Annotated in this window: 14 protein-coding genes and 1 other RNA gene; 8 read left to right on the top strand and 7 right to left on the bottom strand. The window is 59.3% G+C overall.

What is annotated here, in order from left to right:
- The first annotated feature begins 55 nt into the window (after positions 1-55).
- The 3 genes from narQ to OKC31_RS02030 all read left to right on the top strand — a co-directional run bounded on the left by narQ (position 56) and on the right by OKC31_RS02030 (position 3,100).
- Positions 56-1,768 carry a nitrate/nitrite two-component system sensor histidine kinase NarQ gene (gene narQ, locus OKC31_RS02020; protein WP_139460373.1) on the top strand — a complete coding sequence of 571 codons (1,713 nt, stop codon included), beginning with the start codon at positions 56-58 and terminating at the stop codon, positions 1,766-1,768.
- Entirely contained in the window at positions 1,768-2,406 is a 639-nt protein-coding gene (narL, locus tag OKC31_RS02025) for a two-component system response regulator NarL (RefSeq protein WP_005334471.1), read from the top strand. The genes narQ and narL overlap by 1 nt, the downstream gene beginning before the upstream one ends.
- A gap of 103 nt (positions 2,407-2,509) precedes the next feature.
- Positions 2,510-3,100: an LON peptidase substrate-binding domain-containing protein gene (locus OKC31_RS02030; RefSeq protein WP_270656075.1), complete on the top strand. Its 591-nt coding sequence runs from the start codon at positions 2,510-2,512 to the stop codon at positions 3,098-3,100.
- A gap of 249 nt (positions 3,101-3,349) precedes the next feature.
- On the opposite strand, the gene OKC31_RS02035 is transcribed toward OKC31_RS02030, so the two are convergent.
- Both OKC31_RS02035 and OKC31_RS02040 read right to left on the bottom strand, forming a co-directional pair.
- Positions 3,350-5,446 carry a hybrid sensor histidine kinase/response regulator gene (locus tag OKC31_RS02035; RefSeq protein WP_247823139.1) on the bottom strand — a complete coding sequence of 699 codons (2,097 nt, stop codon included), beginning with the start codon at positions 5,444-5,446 and terminating at the stop codon, positions 3,350-3,352.
- Positions 5,447-5,477: 31 nt separating this feature from the next.
- Complete coding sequence (locus OKC31_RS02040) at positions 5,478-6,662, bottom strand: FIST signal transduction protein (RefSeq protein WP_270656076.1); 1,185 nt, start codon at positions 6,660-6,662, stop codon at positions 5,478-5,480.
- Positions 6,663-6,775: 113 nt separating this feature from the next.
- On the opposite strand from OKC31_RS02040, the gene OKC31_RS02045 reads away from it, so the two are divergent.
- Positions 6,776-7,690 carry a gluconeogenesis factor YvcK family protein gene (locus OKC31_RS02045; RefSeq protein WP_270656077.1) on the top strand — a complete coding sequence of 305 codons (915 nt, stop codon included), beginning with the start codon at positions 6,776-6,778 and terminating at the stop codon, positions 7,688-7,690.
- Positions 7,691-7,729: 39 nt separating this feature from the next.
- Here the strand turns inward: OKC31_RS02045 and OKC31_RS02050 are convergent, their stop codons facing one another.
- The 3 genes from OKC31_RS02050 to lpcA all read right to left on the bottom strand — a co-directional run bounded on the left by OKC31_RS02050 (position 7,730) and on the right by lpcA (position 9,904).
- On the bottom strand, positions 7,730-8,065 hold the full coding sequence (locus OKC31_RS02050; RefSeq protein ID WP_005353511.1) for an Hpt domain-containing protein: 336 nt from the start codon (positions 8,063-8,065) through the stop codon (positions 7,730-7,732).
- Between the two features lie 291 nt (positions 8,066-8,356).
- Positions 8,357-9,166 (bottom strand): class II glutamine amidotransferase, encoded by an 810-nt coding sequence (locus tag OKC31_RS02055; RefSeq protein WP_005353514.1) that lies wholly within the window; start codon positions 9,164-9,166, stop codon positions 8,357-8,359.
- A 159-nt stretch (positions 9,167-9,325) separates the two neighbouring features.
- On the bottom strand, positions 9,326-9,904 hold the full coding sequence (gene lpcA, locus OKC31_RS02060; RefSeq protein ID WP_005334485.1) for a D-sedoheptulose 7-phosphate isomerase: 579 nt from the start codon (positions 9,902-9,904) through the stop codon (positions 9,326-9,328).
- Between the two features lie 254 nt (positions 9,905-10,158).
- On the opposite strand from lpcA, the gene fadE reads away from it, so the two are divergent.
- The gene (gene fadE / locus OKC31_RS02065; protein WP_042054645.1) at positions 10,159-12,615 is read left to right on the top strand and encodes an acyl-CoA dehydrogenase FadE; all 2,457 of its coding nucleotides are present in this window, start codon (positions 10,159-10,161) and stop codon (positions 12,613-12,615) included.
- 179 nt (positions 12,616-12,794) lie between these two features.
- Entirely contained in the window at positions 12,795-14,069 is a 1,275-nt protein-coding gene (locus OKC31_RS02070) for an amidohydrolase (RefSeq protein ID WP_270656078.1), read from the top strand.
- Positions 14,070-14,150: 81 nt separating this feature from the next.
- On the opposite strand, the gene OKC31_RS02075 is transcribed toward OKC31_RS02070, so the two are convergent.
- Together OKC31_RS02075 and OKC31_RS02080 are read right to left on the bottom strand one after the other, a co-directional pair.
- On the bottom strand, positions 14,151-14,498 hold the full coding sequence (locus OKC31_RS02075; protein WP_005353535.1) for an RnfH family protein: 348 nt from the start codon (positions 14,496-14,498) through the stop codon (positions 14,151-14,153).
- Positions 14,491-14,925, bottom strand: coding sequence for an SRPBCC family protein (locus OKC31_RS02080; protein WP_005334496.1), 435 nt, complete (start codon positions 14,923-14,925; stop codon positions 14,491-14,493). The genes OKC31_RS02075 and OKC31_RS02080 overlap by 8 nt, the downstream gene beginning before the upstream one ends.
- A gap of 169 nt (positions 14,926-15,094) precedes the next feature.
- Between OKC31_RS02080 and smpB the strand changes: the two genes are divergently transcribed.
- Positions 15,095-15,583, top strand: coding sequence for an SsrA-binding protein SmpB (gene smpB / locus OKC31_RS02085; protein ID WP_005334498.1), 489 nt, complete (start codon positions 15,095-15,097; stop codon positions 15,581-15,583).
- A gap of 166 nt (positions 15,584-15,749) precedes the next feature.
- Positions 15,750-16,109: a transfer-messenger RNA gene (gene ssrA, locus OKC31_RS02090) on the top strand.
- Positions 16,110-16,348: the final 239 nt, after the last annotated feature.

Consider the following 16,348-nt stretch of genomic DNA (forward strand, 5'->3'; position numbering starts at 1 on the left):
TACACTCCCACGCATCTTGCGGGGTCCTTATCACTATTCAGAGGTGCGCATCAGTATGGGAAAACGGTTCAGGGTCCATTCGGTCAGCAGTGCCATTGGCCGCGCCATGGTATTGATCCTCTTCATGGCCAGCCTGATCGCGCTGGTCGCCATGGTCACCCTCTTCTACTCGGTACCCGATGCCAAGGCGATCAACCTCTCCGGTTCGCTGCGGATGCAGGCCTACCGGATGGCCTACGAAATCGAGCGGGGCGACAGCGTGCTGGGGCGCCTCTCCCAGTTTGAAGAGACCCTGCACGCCGAAGAGCTGCAGGAGACCCAGCGCTGGATCACTCCTGCCTCCCTGCGTCGCACCTATGGCGAGGTGCTCGGCCAGTGGCAGGTGATGCGCCAGCACATCGAAGATCGCACCCCCAGACGGTACACCGATAACACCGAGCAGTTTGTGGCGGCCATCGACAATTTCGTCAATCAGATGCAGTACCACGTGGAATTCAAGGTGCGGATGCTGGCACTGGCGGAGGGGCTCGGCCTGCTGGCCATCATCACCATCGCCTGGTTCACCGTGCGCTTCACCCGCCAGCAGGTGGTCGCCCCCCTCAACCAGCTGGTCTACTGTGCCCGCCAGATCCAGCGGCAGGATTTCGATCTTAAGCTGCCCGCCCACGGCGAAAACGAGCTGGGGGAGCTGTCGCGCGCCTTTGTCACCATGGCCGACGAATTGGGCAAGCTCTATCGGGAGCTGGAAAACAAGGTGGAAGAGAAAACCGCCAAGCTGCAACAGGCCAACGACACCCTCTCGTTTCTCTACTCGACCGCCCAAAAGCTGCATGCTGCCCCGCTCAGTACCCGTACCCTCATCAAACTGCTGGACCGCGCCGCCGCCCACCAGCATATCGACCACATCCGGCTGACCCGCTTCGAGCACAACGCCATGCCGGTCTACATCTCTGGGCGCACCGGCTGGCCCGGCGATCTCGATGCGGTGGCCAGCTTTTATCTGCAGATGGATGAGCAGGAGTTCGGCCGCCTCGACATCATCAGCCAACACCCCATCGATGAGCGGTTGATCAAAAACTTCACCATGCTGCTGGCCCAGGTGCTGCACAAAGACCAGACCCTGCTGCAACAGCAGCGACTGCTGCTGATGGAGGAGCGGGCGGTGATCGCCCGGGAGCTGCACGACTCGCTGGCGCAGGCCCTCTCCTATCTCAAGATCCAGTCCACCCTGCTCAAGCGCTCTTACGCCAAGGGGCAGCATGAGAAGGCGCAGGAGGCGATGCAGCAGATCGACGAGGGGCTTAGCAATGCCTATACCCAGTTGCGCGAACTGCTCGGTACCTTCCGTCTCACCATTGGCGATGCCAATCTGGGGGAAGCGATCCGCGTCATGCTTGATCAACTGCAGCCTCAGACCCAGGCCGAAATCCGGTTCCATTACGGACTGGCCGACAACGACCTGGAGGCGGGCCAGCATATCCACATTTTGCAGCTGATCCGTGAGGCAGTGCTCAATGCCATCAAACATGCCAACGCGCAAGTGATTGATGTTAGCTGTGAGACCCTCGCCAGTGGTAACATTGAGGTTCAGATTTCAGATGACGGTGTCGGGATCGGACTCGCCAGCTCGGCGATCAACCATTACGGGTTGAGCATCATGAACGAGCGCGCCAGCAAACTGCACGGTCTGCTGACCATCAACGAGCAGCAACCACAAGGCACCTGCGTGCATCTGACCTTTCCCACCAGTCTAGCGAGAGACGCCTGATGGACGAGATGAAATACACAGTTCTGGTCGTAGATGACCATCCCCTCATGCGCAAAGGGATTGTGCAGTTGCTGGCTCTGGAAGAGAACATGGAGGTGACCGGTGAAGCCTCCAACGGCACAGATGCCGTGGCGCTGGCCAAAGAGTCCGAGCCGGACCTGATCCTGCTCGACCTCAATATGAAGGGGCTCTCCGGCCTCGATACCCTCAAGGCGCTGCGGGCCGAAGAGATCACCTCCCGGGTGGTGATCCTCACCGTCTCCGATGCCCGTCAGGATGTGGTGGCTTTGCTCAAGGCCGGTGCCGACGGCTACCTGCTCAAGGATACCGAGCCTGATCTGCTGCTTGCCCAGCTGGCCGACGTGATGACCGGCAAGCAGATCCTGAGCGAACCGCTGCGCCCCTATCTCGAAAACATCTACGAGCTGGATCACCTGCAGCAGAAGCTGGAAAGCTTAACGCGTCGCGAAATGCAAATCCTGCGCGAAATTGCAAAAGGCCTCTCCAACAAACAGGTCGCCTCGGTACTCCATATCTCCGAGGGAACGGTCAAGGTTCACGTGAAGAGCCTGCTGAAGAAACTCGAGGCGCAAAGCCGCGTGGAAGCGGCTGTCATGTATCTGGAGCAGCGCAACTAAGCGCCCTCAACCTCCCGAAAAGCCACCCTCCGGTGGCTTTTTTCATTCTCTGGCACAGTCGCTGCATTGTCATATTCAGCAACTACTCAATGGAGGATGGAACATGAAACTACAACCTTTGGCACTGTTCCCCTTGCCTTCCCACATACTGCCGGGCGGCAAGCTTCCTCTGCGTCTGTTCGAGCCACGCCACCTGCAGATGCTCAAGGAGTCATTCATCAACGATCAGGGCTTTGGCATCGTGATGGAAGAGTCGACCACCTCGGGACAATCCGGCCGCATTCTGCCGGTGGGCACCCGGGTCAAGGTGACTGACTTCTACACCCTCAATGATGGCCTGCTGGGTGTAACGGTGCTGGGACTGGAGCGCTTCTGCATCCACGAGATGGAAACAGACGAGATGGAAACAGACGAGATGGGCCTGCGCCGGGCCAAGGTGGAGATGCTGCCCAACTGGCCGAGCACCCACTCAGATTTCAACGACAAGCTGCTGGTCAATCGCCTGCGGGAAGTGTTCGAGCAGTATCCGGAGCTTGATGAGCTCTATCCGGACAAGCGCTTTGAAGATGCCGCCTGGCTCTGCCAACGCTGGCTCGAGATATTGCCGATGCCGATTTATGAAAAGCAGATGCTGATTGCCAAACAAAACAGCGAAGCAGCCCGTAAATTCCTGCATCGCCTGATTTCACAATGACAAAAACAGCGTTGCAAAATGCAATTATTCCAACAATGAAAATGTGAAATTCGCATTTTGCGAGTGAGTAGGAACGCAGAACGCCATAACAAGAGAGAGCCGCTGCGCTAAACGGCCAAAATTGAACACAAAAGAGTCCTGAAAAAGTTGGCACAGATTTTTCATATAGATTGATACAACCCGATTTATCCCGTGCTCTCTTCAGTATTTGCTGAAGAACTGGTCAACCCACAAAGTTGACCATTTTTTTTATCCGCGCGTCGGCAACCGCTGACCAAAGTGACGCTGCAAACACTCTCTCAGCCGTGACAAGGTGATGGGCTTGGCGAGAAAGTCATCCATCCCCTGCGCCAGACAGCACGCCTTGTCCTCCGCCATCGCATTGGCCGTCAGGGCGACGATTGGCATGGTGCATCCCAACTCCCGCAACCGGCGAGTAGCTTCCAGTCCGTCCATCAGGGGCATCCGCATATCCATCAGGATCAGATCCGGGAGCTGCTCATCCACCTGCGCCAGCGCCTCCAGACCATTGGCAGCCAACCGTACCTTGCCCACCAGTTTTTGCAGCATCAGCGACACCACCAACTGGTTCACCGGGCTGTCCTCCACCACCAGCACATCCAGTGGCAACAGTGCCGAAGCCCCCTCCTCCCGCTGCGGCTGGCTATGGCAAGGCAACGCCATGCCGGGCAGTTCGAACCAGAAACAGCTTCCCTTGCCCGGCTCGCTCTTCAGGTGGATCTCTCCCCCCATAAGCGTCACCAGACGCTTGCTGATGGCAAGACCGAGGCCGGTACCGGAAAAACGCCGGGTGGCCGAGTTGTCGACCTGGGAGAAGGGTTCAAACAGCAGCGCCTGATCCGCATCAGCGATCCCGATCCCGGTGTCGGAGACCGAGATCAGCAGCTTCTCATCCTGCCAACCCAGGTGCAGAGTCACCTGCCCCTGCTCGGTAAATTTGAGAGCGTTGTCCAGCAGATTGCCCATCACCTGTGACAGACGCATCGGATCCCCCTGCAACTCCCGGGGAACCGACTCATCGACCCGATAAACCAGCGCGATCCCCTTGGCGGTCGCGCGAGCTTGCAGCGGCTCGACCAGAGATTGGCAAAGCTGGACGGGTTGCAGGGTCTCGCAGTGAAACACCAGGGTTTGCGACTCGATTTTCGAAAAATCGAGCACGTCGTCGATGATGGTTTGCAGCAATCTGGCCGAGTGGGTGGCATGGCGCAGCAGGCTCTGTTGCTCCGGCGCCAGCTCGGCATGCTGCACCAGATCGAGCATCCCCAACACCGCATTCATGGGCGAACGGATCTCGTGGGTCATCATGGCCAGAAACTGGGACTTGGCACGGTTGGCCGCTTCGGCCTCATCCCGTGCCCGCGCCAGCTCCTCTTCCCTACGGATCTGGTTGCTGATATCCCGGGCAGTGCCGCGATAACCAATAAACAGGCCATCATGGTCAAAGCAGGGCTCGGCGCTCACCTCCATCCAGCAGGGGCCGTGTTGCAGCGCGACCTGCATCCGCACCCCTCGCACCGGCTGGCGCAGCGCCAAAAGCTGCAGATATTTCTGGGCATCGCAGCTCTGCTTGTTGCAGACGTAGTCATAGAGGGTCGGCCGGGTCGCCTGCGGGGTCATCTCATCCAGATAACCCGGCTCTGAGGCATAACTGAGGCGATGCTCGGCATCTGTCTCCCAGAACCAGTCCGAAGCCATGGCGGCGAAGCTGCGAAAACGGCGTTCGCTGGCCTGCAGCGCTTCGGTTTTTACCGCGACCTGCTCCTGCAAGCGGGCCCGATAGGTGATGTTGACCAGCGCCTGGGCGATAAGCGGACGGCATCGCTCCATGGCGGCCTTGCTGGTGAGATCGAAGGTGCCCGCCCGAGCGTGGCGGCAGATGAGGGTGGCGGTAAAACCGGGGGCCTGCAGCCCGGTCAGCATCACGCTGGCCCAGCCCGGCTCGCTCGCCAGCGGCGCCAGCTCGGGCAGCTGGGCGGGATCGTAAATCACCAGAGTTTCACCCGAGATGGCGCGGGCAAACGCCGGGGTCATGCGCCAACTGCGGGCTGATAGCATTGGCTCGGTACTGAGGTGGGTACTTCCCTGATCCCCTTCCCAGGCCACCACATCCGCGTGCTCAAAGCCGATAAAGGGTTTGAGCACCTGGATAAGGCTCTCCAGCACCTGCTCCAGCGTCTTGGCATCGGCGAGGGTGGCAACGCCCCCCAGCAGAGTCTGGGACTCGTGACGATACTTGGCCTCGCGCTCGCGGCAACGCATAAGGTCGACCAGCGTGGTCTGCAATTTGTCGCCGAGGGCTTCCAGTTCACTGTTGCCAATCATCTTGTTGCCTGCTCTGTTATGTTCTGCCGACTCAACGGGTCAGGAAAATCACGCTCGATACCATCAGGTTGCCGTGGGCCAGCTCGCCATTGGGCAGCCGCCCCTGCTCGCCGAAGGTAAAGGGGGTGATAAAAGGGATCTTGCCGAGGCGAGCCTGGCTCTGCTCGACAAATTGGCACAACATATCACCTAGCGCCAAACGGCAACCAGCACAAAAGATGATGAGAGCGCCGATAGGCTGCAATTCCACGTCGACCCCATACCCTGGCTCAACGCGCATGGCATTGAGGCTGCGCTGCAACAACCCTTCCTGACTGCTGTACATCAACAACAGACGCTCCCCTTGCACCACATCGGTAAAGAGCCGCAGCCCGCCCTGTTCGGTCACCGCTTCGGGGTGGGAGAGTTTGTAATAAGGAATGCCATCCAGCGCTCCCACCTGACGAGCCAGCGGGGTGAGCGTGGTCTCCCGCAAAATCGCCCCCACCGGCCAGGGCTGCTCGCGCCCGCACCAGCAGGCATAGACCTCGGCGGCAGGCTGGTGATCGATGGTTAGTACCTCCCGCCCGTTGCTGGCGGTGATCTCGCCGCTGAATTCGGCAGGCACATAACCGGAGTGAAACTGAAAAGCCAGCTGGCAATCGGGATAGAGCACCGCCAGACCGATGCCATCCTGAGCCACCGCCTCATCCCAGCAGAGCTGCCAGTCACCGCTGACGCTGCTATCAGCCGCGGATCCACCGACCACCGGTACCGAGGCACCGAGTTCGGCCTCGATACCGGCCAGCAGCCCCTCTTCCTTGCCGGGACTGGCATGAAACAGGATCAACTGGGGCAGCTCGCCCGGCCGACCACAGTCGCTCATGGCTCGGCGCAGCAACTGTCGCACATCCACCCCGTCGCCGCTGGCACCGGCTACCCCGAAGGCCCCTTTCTCATCGTACAGGGCAGCAACGGCCAGCCCATATCCGTCTCGGGCGTGGTGTCCCATCTCGGTCATGACACCACCGCAAGAGCTGCACCCAAGCAAGCGGGTCGTCGGGAACTGGCGTTTGAGCGCGTCGCGCAGTATCGCCCCCTCATGGGCTTGGGTAAAATAGAGTAACAGCAGGGAGGGGGCCTGATCGGCATGGTGGCGCAGCTGCGCGCAGATATCTTGGGCCGCCAGCGATGAATTCTGGGCGAGGGAGTGAACGGTCAGAAATTTCAACACCATCTCCTTGTTTTATTGAATGGCAGCCTCAAGCAAAAATCATACCTTTATCAAACAATTATCTCGCTTCGCTTGCTAACATAGCGGTCAACTGAGACCAATGACAGGACGCCCATATGTGGCAAAAAAACATCAATGACTTCGATCGGGTCGTTGCCATCGGTGGTGGCCACGGCATGGGACGAGTGCTTTCGTCCCTCTCGTTTCTCGGTCAACGGCTCACCGGCATCGTCGCCACCACAGATGATGGTGGCTCGACCGGACGCTTGCGCAAGAGTCAGGAGTGCATCGCTTGGGGCGATCTGCGCAACTGCCTGAACCAGCTGGTCACCGATCCCAGCATCGGCAGCCTGTTGTTCGAATACCGCTTCGCCGGCAAAGGCGAGCTGGCGGGTCACAACCTTGGTAACCTGATGCTGCTGGCGCTCGATAATCTCTGTGTCCGTCCTCTTGATGCTATCAAGCTGATCAGTGACATGCTCAAAATCGAGTCACAATTGCTACCCATGTCTGAATTTCCCACCGATCTCTGCGCCCATATGGAGTGTGGCACCCAGATCCTAGGAGAGGTATCCATCGATCAACTGGCAACCCCTCCCCTCTCCCTCGGCCTGATGCCGGAAGTGCAAGCGACCCGGGAAGCGGTGCTGGCATTGCAGCAGGCGGACATGATCATTCTGGGGCCGGGCAGTTTCCTCACCTCCATCATGCCGCCACTGCTGCAGGCCGAGATCGCCCAGGCCATCAACGAGAGCAGCGCCATGCTGGTTTTCGTCTGCAATCTGGTGGCGGAAAACGGCCCTGCCAGTCAGCTGGATCTGATGAGTCAGTGTCGCTGGCTGGAATCCCGGGTCGGTCAGGGTCGGCTGGATGCCATCCTGGCCCCACAAGGCGCGGGTGATGCGGGGGACTGGCAAGGGCGAGTGATCGAAGCCGAGCTGGGCGAGCTTGAGCTGCCCCATCGGCACGATCGGTTGAAGCTGAAACTGGCGCTGGACCGAATCATCCAGCAACTGCTCAACCAGCGTTAGGCAACGGTAACGGCGCCACGGCATCCCTGCATGGCGCCGTTACTGATAATCGGCAAGAAACGCGAGCACCTGGGGCAAGGAGGCCTCCAGCAGTTGCAATTGGCGCTCTGCCTCGGCCACATCGGCCTGCTTGCTGGCCATCTCCAGCGCCATCACCTGCTGATAGCTCGGCATGGCGCCGTAGCTGCCACAGGATGATTTCATGCTGTGCGCCACCCGAGCCAGCGCCTCCCACTCTCCCTGTTCATAGAGGGGTCTGAGCTGACTCAGCTGCTCGCCCACCTCTTCAATAAAGACTGCGATGACCACGGGCAGCATATCCGGACCGATATCCTCTGCCAGCTGCTGCAACACCTTGCGATCCACCCACTCCATGCGAGGCTCCTCCAGAACGGTATTCAAACAGACCATATTATAGATAGTTTTCGATGTCGTGGCTCACGACCAGGCTGTGATGAAGCACCCGATTGGATGGCTCAGGGAATAAAGTGGCAAAAAATGTGATCAGTATCGAAATAGCGATGCCGAAACGCCCCTCAATACAACAAGTTGATTGCCATCAATTAACAATTGATCAACACTTAATGCCGTCAGAGTGATGATGCTCAGCAACACCTCTCATCCCTTTTGCCTTTTATGGCTGCTGCGAAGAACCAGGGTAGGTATCTACCCTGGTATTTTTTTATCTTGCTCAAGCGCGACCTGGTTGGTCGCCACCCGCTCCCCCATGCGAAACAGATTGAATTCGCCGGGCGCCATTTTGACCCAATTCTCATTGCCGGTCAGCGGACGGGTGGTGATCAGGGTCACCACATCGTTGGGGGTGGTCTCCCTTTGAAAGTCGATCACCACCTCCTCATCCAGCAGGCTCGCCTCGCCAAAGGGCGCACAGCGGGTCAGCCAGTGCAGGTTGTTGCTGCAGTAGCTCATCACATACTCCCCGTCCGAGAGCAGCATGTTGAACACCCCGAATGCTCTGAGCTCGTCACACAGGGTGGCGAGATAGCGAAACATGGCGGGAAAGTTTGCCGGACGCTTGGGATATTTTTGCTCCAGTCGATCGAGCAGCCAGCAGAAGGCGTGCTCGCTGTCGGTATCCCCCACCGGCCGGTGGCGGCCGGTTGGCAGCTTCTTGTAGCCGGTGAGCTGACCGTTGTGGGCGAAGGTCCAGTAACGACCCCACAGCTCACGGGTAAAGGGGTGGGTATTTTCCAGTGACACGCAGCCACGGTTGGCCTGCCGAATGTGGCTGACCACGGCGCAGCTCTTGATGGGCAGCGCCTGTACCAGTCTGGCGATGGGAGATTGGGCGCTGGGCTCGGGATCCTTGAAGGTTCGAAAGCCCTTCCCCTCGTAGAAGGTGATCCCCCAGCCATCCTTGTGGGGCCCGGTCTTGCCGCCGCGCAGCATCAACCCGGTAAAGCTGAAGCAGATATCGGTCGGCACATTGGCACTCATGCCGAGCAGTTCGCACATATCCGGCAGACTCCTTTCATGATTTGGCTTGTGTCATGTTCGACCAGCACGCTGGTTCGACAGACAGCAGGGGAAGGCGCAATCCCTTCCCCTGTGACTGGCAACAACCGGCCGATGGCGAACCATGGGCGTTGCCCTTGTCTGGTGACGATGGCCTGATTACTTGGCCATCTCTTTTTCGACCAGCTGGATCAGGATGTGGATCACCTTGATGTGCACTTCCTGAATACGGTCGGCATAGCCAAAGTGCGGCACGCGGATCTCGACATCCGCCAGACCCGCCATCTTGCCGCCATCCTTGCCGGTCAGTGCGATCACTTTCATGCCTTTGGCGCGGGCAGCCTCGATGGCTTTCAGGATATTGCCGGAGTTGCCGCTGGTGGAGATGCCAAGCAGCACGTCGCCACGGCGGCCGACCGCTTCCACATAGCGGGAGAAGACATAGTCATAGCCAAAGTCGTTGGAGACGCAGGATAGGTGGCTCGGATCGGAGATGGCAATACCGGCATAACCCGGGCGGTTCTCGCGGTAACGACCGGTCAGCTCTTCGGCAAAGTGCATGGCGTCACAGTGGGAGCCACCGTTGCCACAGGAGAGCACCTTGCCCTCTTCTTTGAAAGAGTCAGCCAGCAGTTTGGCGGCCGCTTCGATGTTTTTCAGGTTCTGTTCATCAGCCAGGAAGGCCTGCAGCACGCTGGCAGCTTCGGTCAGTTCATTGCGGATCAATTCTTGGTACATGATGTCTCTTCCACTGTTTTTAGTGTGCGTGTAGATCGCGGCTATTCTCGCACAAGCGAATCGCACAGTCGCCCCCCTGCGAGCCACAGCGCTGGCGTCGCGTGAGCGTTATGGGGATCACAGAGAGAAGGTAATGAAGATGTAAACAGCTTGATAACTTTGTGCGTATGAATTACAACAGGGGCCATATCCAACAGGTCAGACCTCTGGATCAGTTACGCCACGTTGGCAATCTTTCACGCAAGGAGCAAGCAATGACGACGACCCTCACTCTGCTCGGGGTGATCTTGGTTATCGGAGCCCTGGCCTATCGCCGGGCATCCCTGTTCATCTCCACCCTGGTCACCGGCGCCGCCCTGGTGCTTGGCGCCATCTATGGTCATGTGCCCTTGCTGGTATGGGCGCTGTTCGCGGTGATCGCCATCCCGCTCAATCTGGTGGAATTTCGCCGCAATCAAATAACCAAGCCGCTGTTCAAGATCTACAAATCGATCATGCCGGAGATGTCCCGCACCGAGAAAGAGGCGATTGAAGCGGGCACCACCTGGTGGGAAGCCGATCTGTTCGCGGGCAACCCGGACTGGAAAAAGCTGCACGCCATCCCGGTCAGCACCCTCTCTGCCGAAGAGCAGGCCTTTATGGATGGTCCGGTCGAGGAAGTGTGCCGCATGGTGAGCGACTGGGAAGTGACCCACGAGCGCGCGGACCTCTCCCCCGAGGTGTGGCAATACCTGAAGGACAACAAGTTCTTCGCCATGATCATCAAGAAGAAATATGGCGGTCTGGAGTTCTCGGCCTACGCCCAGTCATGTGTCCTGCAAAAACTGTGCGGCGCCAGCGCCGTGCTCGCCTCTACCGTCGGCGTACCCAACTCGCTGGGCCCGGGCGAACTGCTGCAGCACTATGGCACCGACGAGCAGAAGGATTACTACCTGCCCCGTCTGGCGGTAGGTAAAGAGATCCCCTGCTTCGCCCTGACCAGCCCGGAAGCGGGTTCTGATGCCGGTTCCATCCCCGACTTCGGTATCGTCTGCAAGGGCGAGTGGGAAGGCAAAGAGGTGCTCGGTATGCGCCTCACCTGGAACAAGCGCTACATCACGCTCGCCCCCATTGCTACCGTGCTGGGTCTGGCCTTCAAACTGCGTGATCCGGAACACCTGCTGGGTGAAGAGGAAGAGCTCGGTATCACCTGCGCCCTCATTCCCACTCACATCAAGGGTGTCGGCATCGGCCGTCGCCACTTCCCGCTCAACGTGCCGTTCCAGAACGGCCCGACCCAGGGCAAGGATGTGTTCGTCCCGCTCGATTTCATCATCGGTGGCCCGGCCATGGCCGGTCAGGGCTGGCGCATGCTGGTCGAGTGTCTGTCAGTCGGTCGCGGCATCACCTTGCCCTCCAACAGCACAGGTGGCGTCAAGATGCTGGCCCTAGCAAGCGGCGCCTATAGCCGCATCCGTCGCCAGTTCAAGCTGCCCATCGGCAAGATGGAAGGGATTGAAGAGCCGCTGGCCCGCATCGGTGGCAACGCCTATATCATGGGCGCCGCAGCCAACCTGACCGTGACAGGTATCGACCTTGGCGAGAAACCCTCGGTCATCTCCGCCATCGTCAAATACCACCTCACTGACCGTGCCCAGAAGTGCATCATCGATGCCATGGACATCCACGGCGGCAAGGCCATCTGCATGGGCCCCAACAACTATCTGGCCCGTGGCTATCAGGGTGCCCCCATCGCCGTTACGGTGGAAGGGGCCAACATCCTGACCCGCAGCATGATCATCTACGGTCAGGGCGCTATCCGCTGCCACCCGTATGTACTGCCGGAGATGCTGGCCGCCAGCCATCCCGACAAGGAGCAGGCGCTGAAAGATTTCGACAAGGCGGTATTCAGCCACGTCGGCTTTGCCATCAGCAACCTGGTACGCAGCTTCTGGCTCGGTATCACCGGCGCCCGCTTTGCCGCGGCCCCTTACAAGGATCAGACCAAGGGCTACTACCAGCAACTCTCCCGCCTCTCGGCCAACCTGGCGTTCCTGTCAGACATGGCGATGGGCACTCTGGGTGGCGAGCTCAAGCGCAAGGAGCGGGTCTCCGCCCGCCTTGGCGACGTGCTGAGCCAGCTCTATCTCGCCTCCAGCGCCCTCAAGCGCTATCAGGACGAGGGACGCCAGCAGGCCGACCTGCCGCTGCTGCACTGGGCACTGCAAGATGCCATGTTCAAGGCACAAGAGGCGATCGACGAGCTGCTGCGCAACTTCCCGAACCGGTGGATTGGCCTTGCCCTGCGCGCCGTGGTGCTGCCGCTGGGTCGTGACCTGAACCGTCCATGCGACAAGCTGGATCAACAGGTTGCCCGTCTACTGCAAACCCCGAGCGAGACCCGTAGTCGCCTGGCCAAGGGGCAGTATCTGACCCGCGAAGAGGGCAACCCCTTCGGTCTGCTGGAGCAGGCGCTCGATGACGTACTGGCCGCCGAGCCGCTGTTCGAGAAAGTCTGCAAGAGCGATGGTATCAAGCGTCCCTTCATGGCGCTGGACAAGGTGGCCGACATCGGCCTGGCCGCTGGCGTACTGACCCAGAGCGAAGCCGAGCTGCTGCGCCGCGCCGAAGTAAGTCGCCTGCGCACCATCAACGTCGATGATTTTGACCCCATCGATCTGGTGGCCAACAAGAAACTGTTTGAAGCCTCCGCTTACCATCACGCGGCCTGATAACCAGCTATCGACAACGCCTCCCTTGTGGAGGCGTTTTTTATGGGCGCTCACCACTATTCACTGCCCTCACAGCCACCACTCGCACGCACAGCTCCCCCGACCAGCTGCAGCCCCCGTGTGGTCAGCCGGGAAAAAAGGCACAATAGCCGACAAATCGAATCACCAAGGAAGCCAAGATGACCCTTGAGCACCTGATCCTGTGGCGCCGCGACCTGCACCGCCTGCCGGAAGCCGCCTGGAAAGAGTTTCGCACCACCAGCCTGATTGCCCACCACCTGAGCGAGCTCGGTTATCGCATCGTGCTCGGCGACAAGCTGCTGGCCAGCAATCTGATGATGGGCCGTGATGTGGATGTGGCGGCCGAGAAGGCTCGCGCCCGCCGTCAGGGGGCCCATCCCGACTGGCTGGAGCGGATCGGCGATGTCACTGGCCTGATGGGCGAGCTGGATACCGGCCGTCCCGGTCCGACCCTGGCCTTTCGCTTCGATATCGATGCGGTGGAGGTGGAAGAGTCCGACGCCGAACAGCACCAACCGCAGCAAGAGGGTTTTGCCTCCCACAACAAGGGGTGGATGCACGCCTGCGCCCACGATGGCCACACCGCCATCGGCATGGGGCTGGCCAGCCGCCTGATGGCGATGAAGGAGCAGCTGTGCGGTCGCATCAAGCTCTTCTTCCAACCCGCCGAAGAGGGGTGCCGCGGTGGCAAGGCGCTGGCTGCCGGTGGCGCACTCGATGACGTGGATGCCCTGCTCTCGCTCCATATCGGTATTCACGCTGGCAGCGGCGAGCTGGTGATCAACCCCACCGAGTTTCTCTGCTCCACCAAGTTCGACGTCCACTTTATGGGCACCGCCGCCCACGCGGGACTCGAACCCAACGCAGGCAGCAATGCGCTGGCCGCCGCCTGCATGGCCACCACCTCCATGCTCGGCATTCCCCGCCACCGCGACGGCATGACCCGCATCAACGTCGGCCAGCTTCACGCAGGCAGCGGTCGCAACGTCATCCCCGATCATGCCGAGCTGCGCGGTGAGACCCGCGGCGCCGACAGCGCGCTCAACGACTACATGTTCAGTCAGGTACAGCGCATCGTCGAAGGTACCGCCCTAGCCCACGGTGTCACCTACCGCATCATCAAGCAGGGTGAGGCCATTGCCCTCGACAACAGTCCGGCGCTGCAGGCCGAGCTGGCGGCGCTGGCCCGCAAGCAAGGGCTCGCCACTATCCAGACTCGCCGCTTTGGCGCCAGCGAAGATGCCGGTTTTCTGATGGAGCGGGTGCAAAAGCAGGGGGGCGAAGCGGCTTACCTCATCCTGGGGGCCGATCTGGCGGCACCACACCATCACAACGAATTCGATTTCGATGAGCGGGTGATGCAAAGCGGGGTAGAGCTACTGGCCGCCTGGGCCCGTGCCCGACTGGGTGTGGCAGAAGCCACCCTCTCTTGATATCCCCTCGGCAAGCTCACCGGCTAACGGGATCAAAAAAAGGCGCCTCGGCGCCTTTTTTCTGCAAGAAAAACCTGAGCGCTACTCGCGGTGCTTGCGATGCACATCAGGGCGACCACCGGTCACGCTATCGGCTCTCCCCTCCTCTTTGGCCTTCTCGGCCCGCTTTTTGCGCATCTCGCGGGGATCGGCGATGAGCGGGCGGTAGATCTCGATACGATCCCCGTCGTGCAGCGGCTCGCTCCCTTTCACCGGGCGGCTGTAGATACCGAACTTGTTGACCGCCAGATCGATCTCGGGGTGTTTTTGCACGATGCCGGACTGCTCGATGGCCGCCAGCACGCAGGTCTCGGGCGCCACCCGCAGGGCAATCACCGTCTGCTGCTGCGGCAAGGCATAGACAACCTCGATGTTGAGCTGGTCAGACACCGTATACCTCCTTCGCCCGGTTGGAGAAGGCGGAGACCATGGAGCTCACCAGATCGCGGAATACCTGACCAAAGGCCACCTCGATAAGCTTGGAGGTAAACTCGAAATCGAGATCAAACTCCACCTTGCAGGCATCCACATCGAGCGGGGTAAAGGTCCACCAGCCCGCCAACTTGCGGAACGGGCCATCCACCAGCTCCATCCTGATCTGGCGGTTCACATCCAGCTGATTGCGGGTGGTAAAGGTCTTGGCAATCCCCGCCTTGGCCACATCGACCGACGCCATCATGTAGTCATCGCCAGCCTCGTGGACACGGCTGCCGACACAGCCGGGCAAAAACTGCGGATAGGCATCCACATCGTTAACCAACTTGAACATCTGTTCTGCACTGAACATCACCAGGGCACTGCGCGTAATTCGGGGCATGGCTTTTCCTCATCCAATCGGCGCGATTTTATCACCATGTTTGGGGTTGTGGAGGTAAAACCTCAGCCAAACCGCTCAGAAAGCCACCACTTGACCTGCTGCGCGTTTTACAGCCGCCCCTGCCTACGTATAATACGAGCCTCCTAGTCATTGCCGGAAATCGCCCGTCATGAGCAAAAAAAACAGTAAAAACAAAGCCGGGTCCAGCACCATTGCACTCAACAGAACCGCGCGCCACGAATACTTCATCGAAGAGAAGATCGAAGCGGGTCTGTCCCTGCAAGGGTGGGAAGTCAAATCCCTGCGGGCGGGCAAGGCCAACATCAGCGAAGCCTATGTCATCTTCCGTGATGGCGAGGCCTATCTGTTCGGCTCCAGCTTCCTGCCACTGCAAGCGGCCTCCAGCCATGTGGTATGTGACCCGACCCGCACCCGCAAACTGCTGCTGAGCCGTCGTGAACTCGACAAGCTCGAAAGCCTGATTGCCCGTCAGGGCTACACCATAGTTCCCCTCGCCCTCTACTGGAAACAGTGCTGGGTCAAGGTCGAAATCGGCCTGGTGAAGGGCAAGAAAGAGCACGACAAGCGCGAAGATACCAAGGCCCGCGAATGGGATCGGGAAAAAGCCCGCATCATGAAGAACAAGCATCGCGGCTAACCTGCGACTGGCAGCATCAGAACGCCGGTTCACCTTCCCCCGGCGCAGCTGGCTCTGCAGGCTCAGCTGCGTACAATAAATCGGCAAACAGACTGGCTGTCAGAGGGAATGGGTATCAACGCCTTGCTATGACAGCATTTTTGCGTACAATCGCAATTAACAACTTGGGGCTGATTCTGGATTCGACAAGATTCACGAAACCCAAGGTGCATGCCGAGGTGCGGTAGGCCTCGTTAATAAACCGCAAAAAAATAGTCGCAAACGACGAAAACTACGCACTAGCAGCTTAATAACCTGCATAGAGCCCTTCTACCCTAGCTTGCCTGTGTCCTAGGGAATCGGAAGGTCATCCTTCACAGGATCGTGTGGAAGTCCTGCTCGGGGCGGAAGCATTAAAACCAATCGAGCTAGTCAATTCGTGGCGTGTCTCTCCGCAGCGGGTTGGCGAATGTAAAGAGTGACTAAGCATGTAGTGCCAAGGATGTAGTAATTTTGGACGGGGGTTCAAATCCCCCCAGCTCCACCAAACGTTTGGAAAGGGCCATCTCGCAAGAGGTGGCCCTTTTTATTTGTCCATGTCCATGTTGTTTACCGATATCAAACTGGTTGGATTTTTTTCCAATATCCCCCTTGAACTGGCCTTTGGCAAAAAAAATCAGGCGCATCACCGCGCAGGCTTTATCATCAGGTTGCCATCCCGATACTAGCCGGACTCACAGCCGCACATCGGCATGTCGTGGCCCAATATTGAGTAAATTGATGTTG

Origin of the sequence: Aeromonas sp. Y293-4 (genome assembly GCF_027705905.1) — a bacterium.
In the GTDB taxonomy this organism is placed as follows: domain Bacteria; phylum Pseudomonadota; class Gammaproteobacteria; order Enterobacterales; family Aeromonadaceae; genus Aeromonas; species Aeromonas veronii.

Coding starts and splice junctions, on each gene's coding strand:
- narQ (WP_139460373.1), top strand. CDS start 56: ATGGGAAAACGGTTCAGGGTCCATTCGGTCAGCAGTGCCATTGGCCGC.
- narL (WP_005334471.1), top strand. CDS start 1,768: ATGGACGAGATGAAATACACAGTTCTGGTCGTAGATGACCATCCCCTC.
- OKC31_RS02030 (WP_270656075.1), top strand. CDS start 2,510: ATGAAACTACAACCTTTGGCACTGTTCCCCTTGCCTTCCCACATACTG.
- OKC31_RS02035 (WP_247823139.1), bottom strand. CDS start 5,446: ATGATTGGCAACAGTGAACTGGAAGCCCTCGGCGACAAATTGCAGACC.
- OKC31_RS02040 (WP_270656076.1), bottom strand. CDS start 6,662: ATGGTGTTGAAATTTCTGACCGTTCACTCCCTCGCCCAGAATTCATCG.
- OKC31_RS02045 (WP_270656077.1), top strand. CDS start 6,776: ATGTGGCAAAAAAACATCAATGACTTCGATCGGGTCGTTGCCATCGGT.
- OKC31_RS02050 (WP_005353511.1), bottom strand. CDS start 8,065: ATGGAGTGGGTGGATCGCAAGGTGTTGCAGCAGCTGGCAGAGGATATC.
- OKC31_RS02055 (WP_005353514.1), bottom strand. CDS start 9,166: ATGTGCGAACTGCTCGGCATGAGTGCCAATGTGCCGACCGATATCTGC.
- lpcA (WP_005334485.1), bottom strand. CDS start 9,904: ATGTACCAAGAATTGATCCGCAATGAACTGACCGAAGCTGCCAGCGTG.
- fadE (WP_042054645.1), top strand. CDS start 10,159: ATGACGACGACCCTCACTCTGCTCGGGGTGATCTTGGTTATCGGAGCC.
- OKC31_RS02070 (WP_270656078.1), top strand. CDS start 12,795: ATGACCCTTGAGCACCTGATCCTGTGGCGCCGCGACCTGCACCGCCTG.
- OKC31_RS02080 (WP_005334496.1), bottom strand. CDS start 14,925: ATGCCCCGAATTACGCGCAGTGCCCTGGTGATGTTCAGTGCAGAACAG.
- smpB (WP_005334498.1), top strand. CDS start 15,095: ATGAGCAAAAAAAACAGTAAAAACAAAGCCGGGTCCAGCACCATTGCA.